A 16,167-nucleotide genomic window follows, 5' to 3' on the forward strand; every position below is an offset into this window, starting at 1 on the left:
TGCATCCGCTGTCTCGGGAGCCTCCGGGAGGCCGAAGCCCCCGAGGGCCGGTCACATGCCGAAGATCTCAGTGTAGCGCTGGATCCACTCCGCACGAACCTGTGCCAGATAGGGCTGGTTGATCGAGATGCCCTTGGCCTTGATCAGCTCCGGCGAGACGATGCCGGGCCGCTTGAGGACATCGGGAGGCAGCACGACCTCCTGGTTCAAGGTGCCGTAGGCGACCGATCCCACCATCTTCGCCTGCACCTTGGCATCGAGCGCATAGTTCATCAGGGCATGGACCGCGTCGCTGCTGCCCGGATGCCCCTTGGGCATGATCATGAATTGCGGGTCGAAATAGAAGCCCTCGGCGAGATCATGCGTAATGTTGAGCGCGTAGTCCGGATTGCCCAGCGTCCCCGGATAGTAGAGCGGCGAGGTCGGGCCGCCGACATCGAGCGTTCCGGCCCGGAACAGCTCCGCGACCTGGGGCGGATTCTCGCCCAGCGTCACCACCCGGTCCTGGAGCTGCTTCAGCATCTCGAAGCCCGCATCCGGCTTCTCCACCGTGGCGCCGGAAAGATGAATGGCGACCAGGGTCAGCTCCATCGCCTCGACCCATTGCGGCGGCGGCAGGAAGAGCTTCTTGGCATAGCGATCGTCCCACAGCGCCTTCCAGCTCGTCGGCGCCGGATCGACCCGCGCCGTGCTGTACATGAGCCCCTGCGTCGACAGCAGATAGCCCACGGCATAGCCGTCGCCGCCGAAGCGGAGGTCGGGCGCCACCTTCTGCAGGTTCGGGATCTTGTCGGCGTCCGGCTTCTCCAGGAGCCCCTGCTTCGACAGCTCGATGGCGCCGACGCCGGAGAGGATCACGAGGTCGTATTGCGGGTTCGAGGCCGACGCCTTGACCTTGGCGACCATCTCCGAGGTGGCGCCGGTCAGGTCGGCGATGATCTTGGCGCCGGTCTGGGCCTCGAACGGCTTCATGATGTTGTTGACCGCGGCCTGCCCGCTCTCGTCGGTCCAGGTCAGCACGCGCAGCGTCTTGCCGGCGAACTCGCCCGCCGCCCCGGCCGCGCCGGAGCGCAGGACCATCGGCATGGCGAGCGCCGTCGCCGCGCCCATCTTCAGGAAATCCCGTCGTCCGATCCGCCGTCCCGAGGGCCGGTTCTTGGAATCCATTTTGCGCCTCCCTTGTCGCATAGGTGCATACAGTTCGTATTTTTACGCGGCCCTTTTCGGGATCGCGACCTGTCCGACCTTCGCACGGATCTCGCATTTTCGGGTGCCGAAGGCCCGGCAGGCGAGGGCAATCTGAGCCATCGGGCCGGGAGCGTCAAGCTGAAACTCCCATGCTGTATGCAGCTATCGAAGGCGTCCGGTTTAAGATCGCGGCGGCGATCGCCTGGCCAGGGATGAGGAAGTCCGCCCTGTCTTCTCGATATTTTCCAGTAAAATATGAATCGGATTGATGCCGCACGGCACCCGGCGCTCCGGATCCAGGGGCGCAGCAGCCGCCATCGGCGAAGGCGCAGGCTGATTGACCCTTCTTGAAACGGTGGTGTATACAGTTGGCCGCCGGTTCACCCGAATAGAGAAGGCCAATCCCGATGTCGAATTCCTATCTGCGCCGGATCTCCCATCTTCAGCAAAGGCTTGCGGAGCAGCGCCTGGATGCGGCGCTGATCTCCGACCCGGACGCGATCTTCTATCTGTCGGGCTTCTGGGGGTACTCGGGGCTGATGGCCGCCGGCCGGCCGACGCTGCTCTGGATCCCGGCCGGCGGCCCGCCGCAGGTCATCACGCCGATCCTCGAGCTCGAGATGGCGCAGCGCATGAGTGCCGTGCCGGACATCCGCGACTGGATGGACGGCGTCAAAGGCGAGTGGCGCGGACCGCTGCGGGAGGCCGTGGCCAAGGACAAGGCCAGGCGGATCGCTATCGACGCCTTCAAGATCCCGGGCGTGATCGCCGGCTTCCTGCAGGAGGAATGGCCGAAAGTCGAGAAGGTCGACCTCAACCCCATCCTCGACGCGATGCGCATGATCAAGGATGCGGAGGAGCTGCAGATCATGCGCGACACCGGCAAGGTGGCGACAGCCATGGCGGCGGCGGCGGAGAAGGCGATCGGCGTCGGCGTGCCCGAATACGAGGTGGCGCTCGCCATCATCGAAGGCGGCACGCGCAAGGCGGCCGAGCTCCTGCCCGCCGATGCACCCTTCGACACGCCCATGATCCACAATCTGCAGATCCTGCAGTCGGGCGAGGATACCTGCATGGTCCATCGCCGCTCGACCGTGCGCCGGCTCAAGAAGGGCGATCCGATCTATCTTTGCTTCTGCGAGATCGCGAAGTTCAAGAATTACGTGCTGGGCTTCGATCGCGAGTTTTTCGTGGGCTCGGTCACCGACGAGCAGGCGCGCCTCTATGAAGTCGCCCTCAAGGCGCAGGCGGCGGCGCTGGCGGCCATCCGGCCCGGCGTCATCGCCGAGGATGTCCATGCGATCGCCGATGCGGTCTATCAGGAAGCGGGCTTCGCGCCGACCTACCGCACCGGCCGCGGCGTGGGCACCTCGATCCTCGAGCGTCCCGAGCTGAAACGCGGCGACAAGACGGCCCTCAAGCCCGGCATGACCTTCGCCGTCGATGGCGGCCTCACCGTCGTCGGCCACTATGGCGCGCGTGTCGGCGATTCCATCGTCGTCACCGAGACGGGCTTCGACTATCTCACGCCCTATCCGAAAAGCCTGAAGGTGATCGGGTAGGACGAGCGCGGCGGAGGAAACCATCCCCTCCCCCTGAAAGGGGAGGGAGGCGATGGATCAGTCGCTCGCTCTCACTTCGCGCCTGCCACCTGCTTCGCCTTCGCGACCAGCACCTCGGCCTGGCGGATCGAGGCGATGTCGATGAGGCGGCCGTCGAGAGCGACGGCGCCCTTGCCCTCGCGCTGGGCCTGGGCCATCGCCTCGAGGATGCGCTGGGCGCGCTTCACCTCGGCCTCGGAGGGGCTGTAGACCTCGTTGGCGAGCGCGATCTGCGAGGGATGGATCGCCCATTTGCCCTCGCAGCCCAAGACCGCCGCGCGATAGGCCTGGGCCTTGAAGCCGTCGGCATCGGAGAAATCGCCGAAGGGACCGTCGAGCGGCCGCAGGCCGTTGGCGCGCGCCGCCACCACCATGCGGGCGATCGCGTAATGCCACATGTCGCCCCAATGGAAGTCGCGGGGTTTGTCGCCTTCCTTGTCGGTGAGCACGCCATACATCTTGTTGGGCCCGCCGATGACGGTGGTGCGCGCGCGGGTCGAGGCCGCATAGTCGGCCACGCCGAAATGGAGCGACTCCAGTCGCTTCGAGGCGCCGGCGATCTCGTTGATGTTCTGCATGCCGAGCGCGATCTCGATGATGAGCTCGAATCCGATCCGCTTCTTGCGGCCGACGGCCGCCTCGCACTGGCTCACCAGCATGTCGAGGGCATAGACGTCCGAGGGCGTGCCGATCTTGGGGATCATGATCAGGTCGAGCCGCTCGCCGCCCTGCTCGATCACGTCGACCACGTCGCGATACATGTAATGCGTGTCGAGGCCGTTGATGCGCACCGAAACCGTCTTGGTGCCCCAGTCGATGTCGCGCAGCGCCTGGATCACGTTCTTGCGGGCCTGGACCTTGTCGTCGGGCGCCACCGCGTCCTCGAGATCGAGGAACACCACGTCGGCCGCGGACTTCGCGGCCTTCTCGAAGAGCTGCGGCTGGGAGCCGGGCACGGCCAGCTCGCTGCGGTTGAGACGGGCCGGCGCCTGCTCGACGGTCTTGAAAGTCATGGTCCTGGCTCCTGGGAATAGGGTGGCCGAAAAGGGCGCCAATCATAATGCGCCCGCGCGCTAAAGCCAGCCTCTGGCGGCTGTCGTTGGATGGAAACAACCATGGGCACGCGCCGGGTCAAATCGCGGGCCCGATCCTGACGGGACGGTCTGAAACCCCCGGTGCCGCGGCGACCGATTGTCGACAAACCGGTCCCGGCCTCAGCGCTTCTGCAGCAGGACGATCCGGTTGGTGTTGGTCCCCTTCCGGTTGTTGCTGACGCCCCAGCAATTCGCCGTCTTGGTGAAGGACTGGGCGTTGATCAGCACGCAAACCGGCACCAGCGTCAGGCCCGCGGCGGCGGCGAGCACGAGCCTCTCCAGCTCGATCTTGCCGCCACGGACCTCGCCGACCTCGAAGGCGATATGGCCGCCGGGCGCGAGAACCCGGACCAGCTCGCGCATCACCCCGCGGACAAAGCCTGTCCACGCCTCGGGATCGCGGTGCATGGCGATCGGGACGCCGGCCGGCTCGATGCCGGCGAACCAGCAGCGCAGCCAGTTGTCGGCATCGTACTGGACGACATCGAGGAAAGGCGGCGAGGTGACGACCAGCCGGATCGAGCCGTCCGCGATGGCGGGCGTGGCCTCGGCCGGCGCCGCCATCAATTCGGAGGGGGCCCGGGCATAGGGGACCGGATCGCCGAGCAGCGTGCGGGACTTCTTCAGGATGATCGCGGGCACGCTGCGGCGGGGCGGCGTCTGGCCGCGGGCCCGGTTGATCTTCCGCTGCGCTTCGATCGAGACCGCCTGGTTCGGCGGCAGGGTATAGACCGAGAAGAATCCCGAGGAATGCCCGGTCAGGCGGTTGAGCGCGATCATCCGGATCCAGTCGTCGACCGGATCGATCGCGTCGGCCGCCTGGCGCTCGAGCAGCCAGCGGCGCAGCGCGGTCAGCTCGATCAGAGTCTCCGGGTGATAGAAGACCGCGAGATCGAGATCCGGCCGCTCGCCGTCTTGCCAATCAATTTCCGTCAAGCGCCGCTCGATGGCGGCGAGCAGCGGCGGCGAAAGCCGGGGCCGCGTCAGCAGGACGCTCAGGGGATTGATGTCGGCGCCGACCGGCCGGCGTCCCATCAATGCCGCCTGGATGGGGGTCGTGCCGCGGCCCATGAAGGGATCGTGGACCGCGTCGCCGGGCTCGGTCAGGGCCTCGATGAAAAACGCCGGCAGCTGCGGCTTGAAGCAGGCCCGATAGCTGATCTCGTGGATGCGATGGGCCTGGCGCTGGCGGGCGGTCCAGAACTCGTTGAAGAGGAAGGGCACGCCCTCCCGCTCCTCGACCACCGTCGGCGCGCCGGTGAAACTGAAGCGGCGAAACCGCTCCAGCACGGAGCCCGGGCTCTCGTCCGCATCGAACCGCTTCAGCTGGGATGTCGCCATCGAGCCCCATCCGCCCGGCATGACGATGCCGAGTCGCGATCCGCAGCATAGCGCATCGCGATGGAGCGAGGCCCGCCTCAGCCCCGCTTGCGCGCCTTCGACAGCGGGTGATGGTCGCGCACCAGCGCCTGCCTTCGCTCGCCGGCGACATGAGTGTAGATCTGCGTGGTCGAGATGTCGGCATGGCCGAGGAGCTTCTGCAGGCTGCGCAGGTCGGCGCCGTGGCCCAGGAGGTGGCTGGCGAAGGCATGGCGCAGCACATGGGGCGAGACCCGCTTGGGATCGATGCCGGCCTTGACGGCCAGATCCTTCAGGAGCTGCGCCACGCGCACCCGCGTCAGATGGCCCGACTTGCCACGCGAGGCAAAGAGCCAGGGCGACGGGGCGGGACGGTCCGGCGGCCCCTGCAGGAACTCGTGCCTCCGTTCGAGATAGGTCTTCAGCGCGTCGAGCGCCGGCTCGCTCAAGGGCACCATCCGCTCCTTGCCGCCCTTGCCGCGCACCAGCAGCACGCGCTGCTCGCGCGTCACGGCGGCGAGCGGCAGGCTCACCAGCTCGCTCACCCGCAAGCCCGTCGCATAGAGCAGCTCGGCGATCGTCACCAGCCGGGCGCCTTCGGCCCCCGGCAGCTTGAGCGCCGCCTCGATCAGCCGCGTCACCTCTTCCTCGCTCAGCACCTTGGGCAGCGGACGGCCGAGCTTGGGCGCGTCGATCGCGACCGTCGGATCGTCCTTGCGCCAGCCTTCGGCGGCGAGGAAGCGGTAGAACTGGCGCAGGGCCGAGAGCCGGCGCGCGGCCGTCCGCGGTGCCATGCCGGCGCCGTCGAGCTGGGCCAGATAGGCGCGGATGGAATCGGCATCGGCCGCGGCGAGGCTCGACTGGCGGCGCGCGGCGAAGATCTGGAAATCATGCAGGTCGCGCGCATAGGCCATGCGCGTGTTGAGCGCGGCGTTGCGCTCGGCCGCCATCATCTCGAGGAAGGCCTCGAGCTCCTTGGTCAGGGGCGGCTCCGGCTTGCGCAAACCTCGACGCCGGTCAAATGCCGTTGGCGATGACGGTTTCGAAGGCAATGGCCCGCGCCTCGCTTTGCAGACCGTTGGCATAAAGGGCCGACAGGACGCGGTTGACCACGAGCGGATGCGCGTCCGCCGGGCCCGTCGGCCCCATGAGAACCAGAGACAGCAGCACGATCTCGCCGCGCCGGCCGGCGGCGGAAGCCGCATCGAGCCGGCTGAGCAAGGTGGTGTCGGGCAGGCCCGAGGAAGGCTGGGCGCTTTCGGCCATCTGGCGCCATTGATCGCCCACGGGTTCGCCCTGCGCCGCCAGGATCGCGAAGAGCCGCGCGGCCCGGAGCGCCGGATCGGGATCGCCCGCCTTGGCCTGGGCATCGCGCCACTGCTCGACGGCGTCGGGCGCCCAGGTCAGCGGCTGGCCCGCGCCCGCGATCTGGGCGAAGAGCGCCAGCGTCGGCACCGCCTCGCGGGCCTGGGTATCGGCCTCGGCGCGGTTGCGCGCGATGTTGAGCCAGGCCTGGGCCCGCTCATAGCGGCCCATATAGTAGAAGGCGCGGCCGGCATCGACCGAGAACCAAGCCAGCTCCGGCGCCGGCTCCAGCTTCAGGAGCGAGGTCTGGTTGGCCGCGACCGCGGCGGGATAGCCGCCGAAACGCCGCGCCATCTCGAGCGCGCGATGCAGGATCTGGGCGCGGCGGATCGCGGGCTCCGTGCGCAGCACGCCTTCATAGAGCTGCGCATGGCCCATGGGGCCATCATCCTTGTCATCGGCCGCCAGCAGCGCGTCGATCTGGGCCGGGGTGACGTCCTGGCTGCCATAGAGCCCCGCCAGCGGATCGATCGGCATCGCGCCGGCCGCGAAGGCCGCCTCGCCCGCCGTGATCCGCGTCACCGCGTCGAGACTGTCGTCGCCCGCGAGGCGCGCCTGCAGCGCCGGGGTTCCCGAAGAGGCCCAGGCCGGGGGCACCGCCAGCCCGGCCTTCTTGGCCAGCGCATAGAGCATCGGCGAGGGCGGTACATCGTCGGGCAGCGTTGCGCCTTTCACGCCGCCCAGCGCATCCACCATCGCCACCAGCTTGGGATCGGACTGGCCCTGCTCGCGCAGCATGTCGATGCCGAGCTGCGCTTCCTTGCTTTGGCCGTTCGCGGCCCGGCAGAGAAGCTGCTGGCGGTTGAGCTCGACGTCGCTCGGCATCACCGAGAGATCGGCCGAGACCTGCGCGCAGGCGCTGTCGACATCGCCCTTGAGCCACAGCACCTCGCGCCGGAAGGCGGCGAGCGACGGGTCCTTGCTGCCGGTCGGGACGACCGCGAGAAAAGCCTCCATGTCGGCGAGATTGCCCAGCCGCGCGAGCTGCTCGGCACGGATCGGCAGCAGGTCGCGATCGGTCTGGCCGGTGGGCGGCTCGGCGTTGGAGAGAAGCAGGCGCCGCGCGAGCGCGCGCAGGGAAGGCGACGGCCCGGGCAGGGGAATGCGCGGCAGGAGCGTCTCGACGTCATGCGCCGAGGTGCCCTTCCACATGTCGTAGCCGAAGCCGCCATCGGCGGGCTCGAGCGTGCCGGCATAGCTGTTGGCGCTGCCGATCTCCTGGACCTGGATGCCCGACGGCGCCGTGGGCGCGTCGGGAGCCGCGGGGCCCGCGACCGTGGGCTCGCTGGGACCGGGCACGGTCGGCGCCGTGCTGGTGGGCGCGGTGGGCGCCGTCGCCGTCGGCGTCTCGACGCTCGGTGCCGTCGGCGCCACCGTCTCCGCCGCCGGCGCCGCATCCGAGGAAGGCGGCGAGACCGCGCTGTCAGGCGCGCTTGCCGCCGCCGGCGTCACGGTGGGCGGGAGCAATTGCAGGGGCTGGCCGCTCGAATCGGCGAGGGCGCCCGTAACGCCCCAACTCGATCCGACCAGCAGAGCGGCCGCAGCGAGGCCGCAGAGCGAGAAGCTACTGCGCCAGGCGATCATTCGAGACGGGCACTTCCATATGCTGGGTTGGCGCGGGCAGGTCGATGCTGCCGAGCACGACGGCGGCGCCGATGACGCCGACGATCACGAGAGCGACGAAGATGGCGAGAAGTCTTTTCATCGGCGGGTATCCTCAACGCATGACCTGAACCGGCGGGTGGAAACCAGGAGCCTCAAGCGGTATCGGGATCTTACGCCGGACGGGCCGCTTGAACCCGCTCGGGCGAAAGGCCGCGGATTCGGGGTCTGCCCACCCCCAGAACGCCCAGCCGGGGCGGGATTGCGACAGGAATGGGGTTTTGTGATAGGGTCCGACTATGGCGAAACTGCGGCGGTTACAAAGGCCGGGCACTGGCGATTCTATTGTGCCGCGGGCGGGCGGGCAATGAGCGACGAGATCACGGTCGATCGGCCGGTGGTGCTCGTAGGGCTCATGGGCGCCGGCAAGAGCTGCATCGGACGGCGGCTGGCGCAGCGCCTGCGCCTGCCCTTCGTCGATGCCGATCGCGAGATCGAGCAGGCGGCCGGCTGCAGCATCCCCGAGATCTTCGCCCGCCATGGCGAGCAGGCCTTCCGCGACGGGGAGCGGCGCGTGATCCTGCGACTCCTGGAGAGCCCGCCCTTCGTGCTGGCGACCGGCGGCGGCGCTTTCATGGACCCCCGCACCCGGGCCGCGGTCCATGGGAAGGCGATCTCGATCTGGCTGCGCGCCGATCTCGATCTCCTGGTGCGCCGCACCGGCCGGCGCGGCGACCGGCCGCTGCTGCAGGTGGACGACCCGCGCGCCAAGCTCGCGGAGCTGATGGAGATGCGCCATCCCTTCTATGCGGAGGCGGACCTGACGGTGGACAGCCAGGACGGCCCCCCCGATCTGACGCTCGAGCGCGTCCTCGCGGCCCTCGCCGCCTACCAGCCCCCCGCCCTGGCCAAGGACGCGGCGGCCGGGGCCGAGCGCCGGGCCGCCTCGTCATGAACGTCACGGCTTCCGGCCCGGCGACGGAGATCGGCCGCCTTGCCGTCGATCTCGGGTCGCGCCGCTACGAGATCCTGGTCGGCGGCGGGCTGATCGCGCGCGCCGGCAGCCTGGTCCTGCCGCTCCTGAAGAACCGGCGCGTGCTGATCGTGACCGACGCGACCGTGGGCCGGCTCTATCTCGAGGAGCTGGTGCACAGCCTCGAGGCTGCCGGCATCCGGCAGGATTCCATCGTTCTGCCGCCGGGCGAGGCGACCAAGGATTTCCGCCACCTGGAGGAGCTCTGCAGTCGCCTGCTGGAGGCGCGCATCGAGCGCAACCAGATGATCCTGGCGCTGGGCGGCGGCGTGATCGGCGACATCACCGGTTTCGCCGCCAGCATCGTGCTGCGCGGCGTCGACTTCATCCAGATCCCGACCACGCTGCTGGCCCAGGTGGACAGCTCGGTCGGCGGCAAGACCGGCATCAACACCGCCCAGGGCAAGAACCTGGTCGGCAGCTTCTACCAGCCGCGCCTGGTGCTGGCCGATATCGACGCGCTCGACAGCCTGCCGCGACGCGAGCTCCTGGCGGGCTATGCCGAGGTGGTGAAATACGGGCTCATCAACGACCCGGCCTTCTTCTCCTGGCTCGAGACCCATGGCGCCGACCTGGTCGAAGGCGACACCGCCGCACGCCGGCAGGCGGTCATGACGAGCTGCGCCGCCAAGGCCGCGGTGGTCGCGGCCGACGAGCGCGAGGCCGACCAGCGCGCGCTCCTCAATCTGGGCCATACCTTCGGCCATGCGCTCGAGGCCGAGTGCGGCTACACGGACGAGCTGCTGCATGGCGAGGCGGTCGCGATCGGCATGGTGATGGCATTCGAGCTGTCGGCGATGCTGGGTCTTTCTCCTCCCGAGGACACGGCCCGGCTGGTGCGCCACCTGGCGGCCGTGGGGCTGCCGACCTCGCCCGCCGCCATCGGCCGCGATTTCGACGCCGATCGCCTGATCCATCACATGCAGCAGGACAAGAAGGTGAAGGACGGGCGCCTGACCTTCGTACTGGCGCGGGGCATCGGCCGGGCCTTCGTCTCGCGCGAGGTGGAGCCCGCCCAGCTCGAAGCGCTCCTGGCGCGATCCTTGGCCGCCTAGAGAGGGGACCGCCCCCGGGCGGAAAAAGGGACACAAGGGCCCTCATGTTCGGCGCCATCCTGGCCATTCTCTTCCTGCTCTGCTGCTCGGCCTTCTTCGCCGGGGCCGAGACCGCGCTGACCGCGGCCTCGCGCCCGCGCATGCATGCGCTGGCGCAGGAGAACAACCGCCGGGCCCTGATCGTCAACGAGCTGCGTACCCGCATGGAGCAGGTGATCGCCGCCCTCCTGCTCGGCAACAATCTCGTCAACATCACCGCCTCGGCGCTCGCCACCAGCGTGCTGATCGAGATGTTCGGCGAGCACGGCGTGATCTACGCCACGGCCGGCATGACCGTGCTGGTGGTGCTGTTCGGCGAGGTGCTGCCCAAGACGATCGCCATCAACAATCCCGATCGGACGGCACTCGGCGTGGCGCCGCCGATGCGGATCTTCGTCGCCGTCGCGACACCGGTAACGACGCTGATCGGCTGGGTGGTGCGCGGCACGATGCGGCTGTTCGGCGCGCGGCTGGTGACGGAGCTGGGCCGCGACCAGACCGAGGAAGAGCTGCGCGGTGCGATCGATCTCCATACCGAGGCGGCGCAGCGGACCGAGACGGCGACCGAGCTTCAGGAAGCCGGCGCCATGATGCATTCGATCCTCGATCTGGGCCAGGTGATGGTGCTCGACATCATGGTCCATCGCCGCAACGTCACTATGATCGATGCCGACCAGCCGCCCGCCGAGACGGTGGCGCAGGTGCTGGCGAGCCCGCATACCCGCATCCCGATCTATCAGGGCAATCCCGACAACATCGTCGGCGTGCTCCATGCCAAGGCGCTGCTGCGCGCGGTGCGTGCCGAGCAGCAGGCCTCGGACAAGGTCGATGTGCGCGCCATCGCCGCCAAGCCCTGGTTCATCCCCAGCACCACGACGCTCCTGGCGCAGCTGCGCGCCTTCCGCGAGCGGCGCGAGCATTTCGCGCTCGTGGTCGACGAGTATGGCGCGCTGCTCGGGATCGTCACGCTCGAGGACATCCTCGAGGAGATCGTCGGCGAGATCGACGACGAGCACGACATCCGGGTCCGCGGCCTGCGCAAGACGCCGGACGGCAGCATCGAGGTCGAGGGCCAGGTGACGATCCGCGACCTCAACCGCCAGCTCGGCTGGAAGCTGCCGGACGAGGACGCCTCCACCATCGCCGGCCTCGTGCTGCACGAGGCGCGGCGCATCCCCGAGGTCGGCCAGGTCTTCATGTTCCATGGCTGCCGCTTCGAGGTGCTGGAGCGCCAGCGCAACCGGATCAAGCGGCTGCGGATCCGTCCCCTGGCGCCCGCGACCGAGGTGCCCGCGGAAGCGGCCAACGCGTAGGTCGCAGCGCTGCCTGTCGCTTCCGGCATTTGACCCTGCCCTCGGCCGGCCGCTAGCGTTCGGGGCGAGAGGCGCGGGCGCCCGAGCCCTTCCCGCTTTCCTTCAGGCCCCCAGGAACGATCGTCATGCCGTTGTCCGCTCCCGCTCCCCGCAAGCATCTCCATACCCGCCGCTACGAGTTCTGCGGCTATGAGCGCGAGGACGGGCTGTGGGACATCGAGGGGCGCATCACCGACACGAAGACCTACGGCTTCGCCAACGAGTTTCGCGGCGAGATCAAGCCGGGCGAGCCGATCCACGATATGAGCGTGCGCCTGACGCTCGACGACGAGCTGACCGTCGCCGCGATCGAGGTCTCGAGCGATGCGGGTCCCTATCGGATCTGCCCGGACATCGTCCCCGACTTCCAGGTGATGAAGGGCGAGCGGATCAAGCCGGGATGGCACCGGCGCGTGAAGGAGCTGCTCGGCGGCGTCAAGGGCTGTACCCATATTGTCGAGATGATGGGCTCGATGGGTACGGTGGCCTATCAAACGATGTACTGGCGCCGCAAGCGCAGCGCCGGCGAGAAATCGCCGCCGCCGATCAACACCTGCCACGCCTTCGCCGCCGACAGCGAGGTGGTCAAGCGCTTCTATCCGCAGTTCTATCGCGGCCAGTAGGAAGGCTGGCAGCCGGCTTCAGAGCGCGACCGCGCGCGAGCCGCGGGCCGAGTTCCGCCCATGTCCCGCGCCGCGGTGGCCGGATTCCGTGGCCGCAGTGCGGAAATAGCGCAGCACATAGAGCCGCACGGCCGCGGTCAGGTTGGCGGCGCTGCGGCGGCCTTTGATCCGCTCGCACAACGCATTCAAGGTCGAATGCTCCCGCGTGACGATCTCGTCGAGCGCATCCCAGAATTCAGGTTCCAGTCGCAAGCTGGTGCGACGGCCCGCAAGCTTGATGTTGCGTACCTGCGGCCGCCGTCGCGACAAATCGATTGTCATGGTTGTGTTTTTTGATTGTGTTGAAGCCCCGTTCGGCAATCTACAACCCAGCGACGGACGGTCCAAACGGATTCTTGTCATGGTTGTCGAGCCGCAAATGCTCCTTTCGTATGAGAATTGAATCGCGATGCCGGACACGGCGAGCGACGCGCGCGATGGCGAGTCATGCCGCGGGCATGCGCCCCTGACACGCCGGTGTCGCGGCCGATACTGAATGGTCAGTTAATTAAAAACCGCCGTCAGCCTCCGGCGCGCCGGGCCTACCCGGCCGTACGGTGTTCCCCGGGCGCTGTCAGGCGAAGCGACAGCGCATGGACCGGTCCAGCCAACTCGGCGGCAAGAACCGCATGCACCCGCCTTTGCCGCTCGACGCGCGACAGCCCGGCGAAGGCGGCCGATTCGACTTCGACGCGGAAATGGCTCTCGCCCCCCGCCCTGGCCCCGGCATGGCCGGCGTGAAGCCCGGACTCGTCGATGATGGACAGATGCGTCGGGCTCAGCGCCTGCCGCAGCTTGGTTTCGATCGCCTGTGCCACCGGCTTGTCCATCGGCCCGGGATTTCCTGTCTGATGAAGAGGTCGCCGCCCGGCTTCGGGATCTTGCCGCCGGGTTAGCGAACGACCTGTGCTTTCGGTCAGGGCGGCTTTACCCTCGGGGGCCGAGCGAATCAACCCTCCGCGCCCGGACCGGCGCCTCGGCCCACCCGATTCCGAAATCCCGGAAAGACCCTCTGTCCCCCCGTGACCGTCAGCACTTCCGTCAGCGAGCATCACGATCGCCGCGGCGCCTTCCTGCTCCTGGGCGCCATCGTCCTGCTGTGGGGCATCAACTGGCCGATCATGAAGGTGGGGCTGAGCTCGATCCCGCCTTTCTGGTTCGGCGGGCTCCGGTTGCTGCTGGGCTCGGCCTCGCTGTTCCTGCTGCTGGGCGCGCGCGGACAGCTCGCCCTGCCGGCGCGCGGCGACTGGCCGCTGATCGCCAGCGTCGGCCTGCTGCAGATGGCGGGCTTCCTGGCGCTGGTGAATACCGGGCTCCTCCATGTGCCCGCCGGCCGTTCCGCGGTCCTTTGTTATACGACGCCGCTCTGGGTGGCGCCGGGCGCCGCGCTGCTGCTGGGCGAAAAGCTGAGCGGGCGCAAGCTGGCGGGGCTCGCGCTGGGGCTGGTGGGGCTGCTCGTCCTGTTCCAGCCGGGAAGCTTCGACTGGTCGGACCGGCCGGCCCTTCTCGGCAATGCGTACCTTTTGGGCGGCGCGCTGCTCTGGAGCTTCACCATTCTCCATATCCGCGGCCGCCGCTGGCAGGGTTCGGCTCTGGCTCTCGCGCCCTGGCAGCTCCTGGTCGGTGCCGTTCCCTTGCTGGCGGTCGCGGCGCTGACCGAAGGCGGCCCCGCCGTCATCGACTGGAATCCCGGCAGCCTGCTGGTGCTGGCCTATAACGGGCCGGTCGCCTCCGCCTTCTGCTATTGGGCGGCGGTCGTCGTCACCCGCCGGCTGCCGGCGCTGACGGCGTCGCTCGCCTTCCTGACCGTGCCGGCCATGGGCCTGGCGAGCTCGGCCCTGGCGCTCGGCGAACGTCCCGACGCCTCGCTTCTCGGCGGGTTCGTCCTGATCCTGATCGGTCTCGTTCTGGTCGAGACGCGCCGCAAGCAACCCGCATAGCCGGCGAGGCGGCGCTGCCGGCCCCGCGTCATGCGACAAGCGGGCGTGCCGATCTGGATTGCACCGCCGCGCATCACCATATCCGTTTCGTCCCGTGCATAATGTCATCGCAACAATCCGCGCTTAACGTCGTGGCAATCCTCCGGGGCGCCTCATGACGCCGGGGCCAGGGTTGTCCGGAACCGGCGCCGGGACGCGGGAAGGGGGTCGGCTTGCAAGGCTGGCGAGGCCTGCCCATACTCTGCTGATGCCAAGACCTAAGATCATGTTCCAATGGGAGGATGAGGCGGCCACGGAACCCGTGGCACCGCGTTGCGATCATATGGATTGCGCCGAGCCCGGCCTCTACCGGGCGCCGAAGTCGCGGGACCGGCTCAACGACTACTTCAATTTCTGCCTCGAGCATGTGCGGGCCTACAACAAGGCCTGGAACTATTTCGAGGGGATGGGCACCGAGGATATCGAGCGGCAGATCCGGCGCGACACGGTCTGGGACCGCCCGACATGGCCGCTCGGCGGCTGGCGCATACCTCCCCAGCCGGACGTGGCCGCCGCTTTCCGGCGCGCCATGGGCCTGGACGAGGGAAACGAGCCGGCGAGCGAGGCACGCAGCCACGGACCCAAGCTTGGCGTCGCCGAGCAGCAGGCGCTGCGGGTCCTGGAGCTCAAGCCCGGCGTCACCTGGGACGAGATCAAGGCCCGCTACAAGGGACTTGCCAAGCAGCTTCACCCCGACGCTAATGGCGGCGACAAAACGGCCGAAGAGCGCTTGAAGCTCGTCAATCAGGCCTACAGCACGCTCAAGCACAGCGCGCTGTTCTGACGAAAAGCAGCGGGTTCTCCGCCCGCTTGGTGATCTGCGGAAAGAGACGAATGGCAACCGAAAGCACGACGACCAACGGGCGCCCGCAATTGCCCGACATCACCATTTCTGTCCAGCAGACCTTCGGTCTGGAATCGGACATGCAGGTGCCGGCCTTCAGCCAGCCCTCCGAGCACGTGCCGGACGTGGACGAAGCCTATCGCTTCGATCACGACACCACGCTCGCGATCCTGGCTGGCTTCGCCTACAACCGACGCGTCCTGATCCAGGGCTATCACGGCACCGGCAAGTCGACCCATATCGAGCAGGTCGCGGCGCGCCTCAACTGGCCCTGCATCCGCGTCAATCTCGACAGCCATATCAGCCGCATCGACCTGATCGGCAAGGACGCCATCGTGCTGCGCGAAGGCAAGCAGGTGACCGAGTATCGCGAAGGTCTCCTGCCCTGGGCGCTGCAGCACCCGACGGCGCTCGTGTTCGACGAGTATGACGCGGGCCGCCCCGACGTGATGTTCGTGATCCAGCGCGTGCTCGAGGTCGAGGGCAAGCTGACGCTGCTCGACCAGAACAAGGTGCTCCGTCCGCATCCGGCCTTCCGGCTGTTCGCGACCGCCAACACCATCGGCCTCGGCGACACCTCGGGGCTCTATCACGGCACGCAGCAGATCAACCAGGGCCAGATGGACCGCTGGAACATCGTCACCGTGCTGAACTATCTGCCGCACGACGACGAGGTGAACATCGTCCTCGCCAAGGCGCCGACCTACGACAACGACCAGGGCCGCAAGACCATCTCGGCCATGGTGGCGCTGGCGGATCTCACTCGCTCCGGCTTCATCGCCGGCGACATCTCGACCGTCATGTCGCCGCGCACGGTGATCACCTGGGCGGAGAACGCGCGGATCTTCAACGACGTCGCCTTCGCCTTCAAGGTGACGTTCCTCAACAAGTGCGACGAGATCGAGCGCGCGACGGTGGCCGAGTACTACCAGCGCTGCTTCGGCACCGAGCTGAAGCAGACCGGCAAGACCCAGCTCGTCTGATCGCGTCGGCG

General features: G+C 68.2%; 16 protein-coding genes. 8 read left to right on the forward strand and 8 right to left on the reverse strand.

The genetic code is table 11. From position 1 onward, the window contains the following. Positions 1 to 51: 51 nt before the first annotated feature. Positions 52 to 1,167 (reverse strand): ABC transporter substrate-binding protein, encoded by a 1,116-nt coding sequence (locus tag FRZ61_RS21210; RefSeq protein WP_191909142.1) that lies wholly within the window; start codon positions 1,165 to 1,167, stop codon positions 52 to 54. Positions 1,168 to 1,595: 428 nt separating this feature from the next. Between FRZ61_RS21210 and FRZ61_RS21215 the strand changes: the two genes are divergently transcribed. Beyond that, positions 1,596 to 2,750 (forward strand): M24 family metallopeptidase, encoded by a 1,155-nt coding sequence (locus FRZ61_RS21215; RefSeq protein WP_151119607.1) that lies wholly within the window; start codon positions 1,596 to 1,598, stop codon positions 2,748 to 2,750. A gap of 71 nt (positions 2,751 to 2,821) precedes the next feature. Here the strand turns inward: FRZ61_RS21215 and FRZ61_RS21220 are convergent, their stop codons facing one another. The 5 genes from FRZ61_RS21220 to FRZ61_RS26475 all read right to left on the reverse strand — a co-directional run bounded on the left by FRZ61_RS21220 (position 2,822) and on the right by FRZ61_RS26475 (position 8,312). Continuing rightward, on the reverse strand, positions 2,822 to 3,802 hold the full coding sequence (locus FRZ61_RS21220; protein WP_151119608.1) for an HpcH/HpaI aldolase/citrate lyase family protein: 981 nt from the start codon (positions 3,800 to 3,802) through the stop codon (positions 2,822 to 2,824). Positions 3,803 to 4,003: 201 nt separating this feature from the next. Beyond that, positions 4,004 to 5,224 (reverse strand): DNA methyltransferase, encoded by a 1,221-nt coding sequence (locus tag FRZ61_RS21225; protein ID WP_151119609.1) that lies wholly within the window; start codon positions 5,222 to 5,224, stop codon positions 4,004 to 4,006. A 77-nt stretch (positions 5,225 to 5,301) separates the two neighbouring features. Further along, positions 5,302 to 6,246, reverse strand: a complete 945-nt coding sequence (gene xerD / locus FRZ61_RS21230; RefSeq protein ID WP_225308934.1) for a site-specific tyrosine recombinase XerD — start codon at positions 6,244 to 6,246, stop codon at positions 5,302 to 5,304. Between the two features lie 13 nt (positions 6,247 to 6,259). Then, positions 6,260 to 8,191 (reverse strand): hypothetical protein, encoded by a 1,932-nt coding sequence (locus FRZ61_RS21235; protein ID WP_151119611.1) that lies wholly within the window; start codon positions 8,189 to 8,191, stop codon positions 6,260 to 6,262. After that, on the reverse strand, positions 8,172 to 8,312 hold the full coding sequence (locus tag FRZ61_RS26475; protein ID WP_191909143.1) for a hypothetical protein: 141 nt from the start codon (positions 8,310 to 8,312) through the stop codon (positions 8,172 to 8,174). The genes FRZ61_RS21235 and FRZ61_RS26475 overlap by 20 nt, the downstream gene beginning before the upstream one ends. Positions 8,313 to 8,576: 264 nt before the next feature. On the opposite strand from FRZ61_RS26475, the gene FRZ61_RS21240 reads away from it, so the two are divergent. The 4 genes from FRZ61_RS21240 to FRZ61_RS21255 all read left to right on the forward strand — a co-directional run bounded on the left by FRZ61_RS21240 (position 8,577) and on the right by FRZ61_RS21255 (position 12,311). Further along, positions 8,577 to 9,164, forward strand: coding sequence for a shikimate kinase (locus tag FRZ61_RS21240; RefSeq protein WP_151119612.1), 588 nt, complete (start codon positions 8,577 to 8,579; stop codon positions 9,162 to 9,164). Next, positions 9,161 to 10,297: a 3-dehydroquinate synthase gene (gene aroB, locus FRZ61_RS21245; RefSeq protein WP_151119613.1), complete on the forward strand. Its 1,137-nt coding sequence runs from the start codon at positions 9,161 to 9,163 to the stop codon at positions 10,295 to 10,297. Before FRZ61_RS21240 ends, aroB begins: the two co-directional genes overlap by 4 nt. A gap of 44 nt (positions 10,298 to 10,341) precedes the next feature. Continuing rightward, entirely contained in the window at positions 10,342 to 11,649 is a 1,308-nt protein-coding gene (locus tag FRZ61_RS21250; RefSeq protein WP_151119614.1) for an HlyC/CorC family transporter, read from the forward strand. A 125-nt stretch (positions 11,650 to 11,774) separates the two neighbouring features. Continuing rightward, positions 11,775 to 12,311, forward strand: coding sequence for a DUF2889 domain-containing protein (locus tag FRZ61_RS21255; RefSeq protein ID WP_151119615.1), 537 nt, complete (start codon positions 11,775 to 11,777; stop codon positions 12,309 to 12,311). Between the two features lie 18 nt (positions 12,312 to 12,329). On the opposite strand, the gene FRZ61_RS21260 is transcribed toward FRZ61_RS21255, so the two are convergent. Continuing rightward, positions 12,330 to 12,632, reverse strand: a complete 303-nt coding sequence (locus FRZ61_RS21260; protein ID WP_191909144.1) for a ribbon-helix-helix domain-containing protein — start codon at positions 12,630 to 12,632, stop codon at positions 12,330 to 12,332. A gap of 260 nt (positions 12,633 to 12,892) precedes the next feature. Beyond that, positions 12,893 to 13,180 (reverse strand): BolA family protein, encoded by a 288-nt coding sequence (locus tag FRZ61_RS21265; protein ID WP_151119617.1) that lies wholly within the window; start codon positions 13,178 to 13,180, stop codon positions 12,893 to 12,895. A gap of 192 nt (positions 13,181 to 13,372) precedes the next feature. On the opposite strand from FRZ61_RS21265, the gene FRZ61_RS21270 reads away from it, so the two are divergent. The 3 genes from FRZ61_RS21270 (at position 13,373) to cobS (ending at position 16,156) form a co-directional block, all read left to right on the forward strand. After that, positions 13,373 to 14,290 carry a DMT family transporter gene (locus FRZ61_RS21270; RefSeq protein WP_225308935.1) on the forward strand — a complete coding sequence of 306 codons (918 nt, stop codon included), beginning with the start codon at positions 13,373 to 13,375 and terminating at the stop codon, positions 14,288 to 14,290. Positions 14,291 to 14,591: 301 nt separating this feature from the next. After that, complete coding sequence (locus FRZ61_RS21275; protein WP_191909145.1) at positions 14,592 to 15,113, forward strand: J domain-containing protein; 522 nt, start codon at positions 14,592 to 14,594, stop codon at positions 15,111 to 15,113. 50 nt (positions 15,114 to 15,163) lie between these two features. Next, entirely contained in the window at positions 15,164 to 16,156 is a 993-nt protein-coding gene (cobS, locus tag FRZ61_RS21280) for a cobaltochelatase subunit CobS (protein WP_151119619.1), read from the forward strand. Positions 16,157 to 16,167: the final 11 nt, after the last annotated feature.

The organism is Hypericibacter adhaerens (genome assembly GCF_008728835.1).
Lineage (GTDB): Bacteria > Pseudomonadota > Alphaproteobacteria > Dongiales > Dongiaceae > Hypericibacter > Hypericibacter adhaerens.

Bases quoted from the DNA above. Each gene is read 5' to 3' on its own strand.
- FRZ61_RS21260 (WP_191909144.1), bottom strand. From the start codon at position 12,632: ATGACAATCGATTTGTCGCGACGGCGGCCGCAGGTACGCAACATCAAG.
- FRZ61_RS21235 (WP_151119611.1), bottom strand. From the start codon at position 8,191: ATGATCGCCTGGCGCAGTAGCTTCTCGCTCTGCGGCCTCGCTGCGGCC.
- FRZ61_RS21265 (WP_151119617.1), bottom strand. From the start codon at position 13,180: ATGGACAAGCCGGTGGCACAGGCGATCGAAACCAAGCTGCGGCAGGCG.
- FRZ61_RS26475 (WP_191909143.1), bottom strand. From the start codon at position 8,312: ATGAAAAGACTTCTCGCCATCTTCGTCGCTCTCGTGATCGTCGGCGTC.
- aroB (WP_151119613.1), top strand. From the start codon at position 9,161: ATGAACGTCACGGCTTCCGGCCCGGCGACGGAGATCGGCCGCCTTGCC.
- FRZ61_RS21220 (WP_151119608.1), bottom strand. From the start codon at position 3,802: ATGACTTTCAAGACCGTCGAGCAGGCGCCGGCCCGTCTCAACCGCAGC.
- FRZ61_RS21225 (WP_151119609.1), bottom strand. From the start codon at position 5,224: ATGGCGACATCCCAGCTGAAGCGGTTCGATGCGGACGAGAGCCCGGGC.
- FRZ61_RS21210 (WP_191909142.1), bottom strand. From the start codon at position 1,167: ATGGATTCCAAGAACCGGCCCTCGGGACGGCGGATCGGACGACGGGAT.
- FRZ61_RS21240 (WP_151119612.1), top strand. From the start codon at position 8,577: ATGAGCGACGAGATCACGGTCGATCGGCCGGTGGTGCTCGTAGGGCTC.
- cobS (WP_151119619.1), top strand. From the start codon at position 15,164: ATGGCAACCGAAAGCACGACGACCAACGGGCGCCCGCAATTGCCCGAC.
- FRZ61_RS21250 (WP_151119614.1), top strand. From the start codon at position 10,342: ATGTTCGGCGCCATCCTGGCCATTCTCTTCCTGCTCTGCTGCTCGGCC.
- FRZ61_RS21255 (WP_151119615.1), top strand. From the start codon at position 11,775: ATGCCGTTGTCCGCTCCCGCTCCCCGCAAGCATCTCCATACCCGCCGC.
- FRZ61_RS21215 (WP_151119607.1), top strand. From the start codon at position 1,596: ATGTCGAATTCCTATCTGCGCCGGATCTCCCATCTTCAGCAAAGGCTT.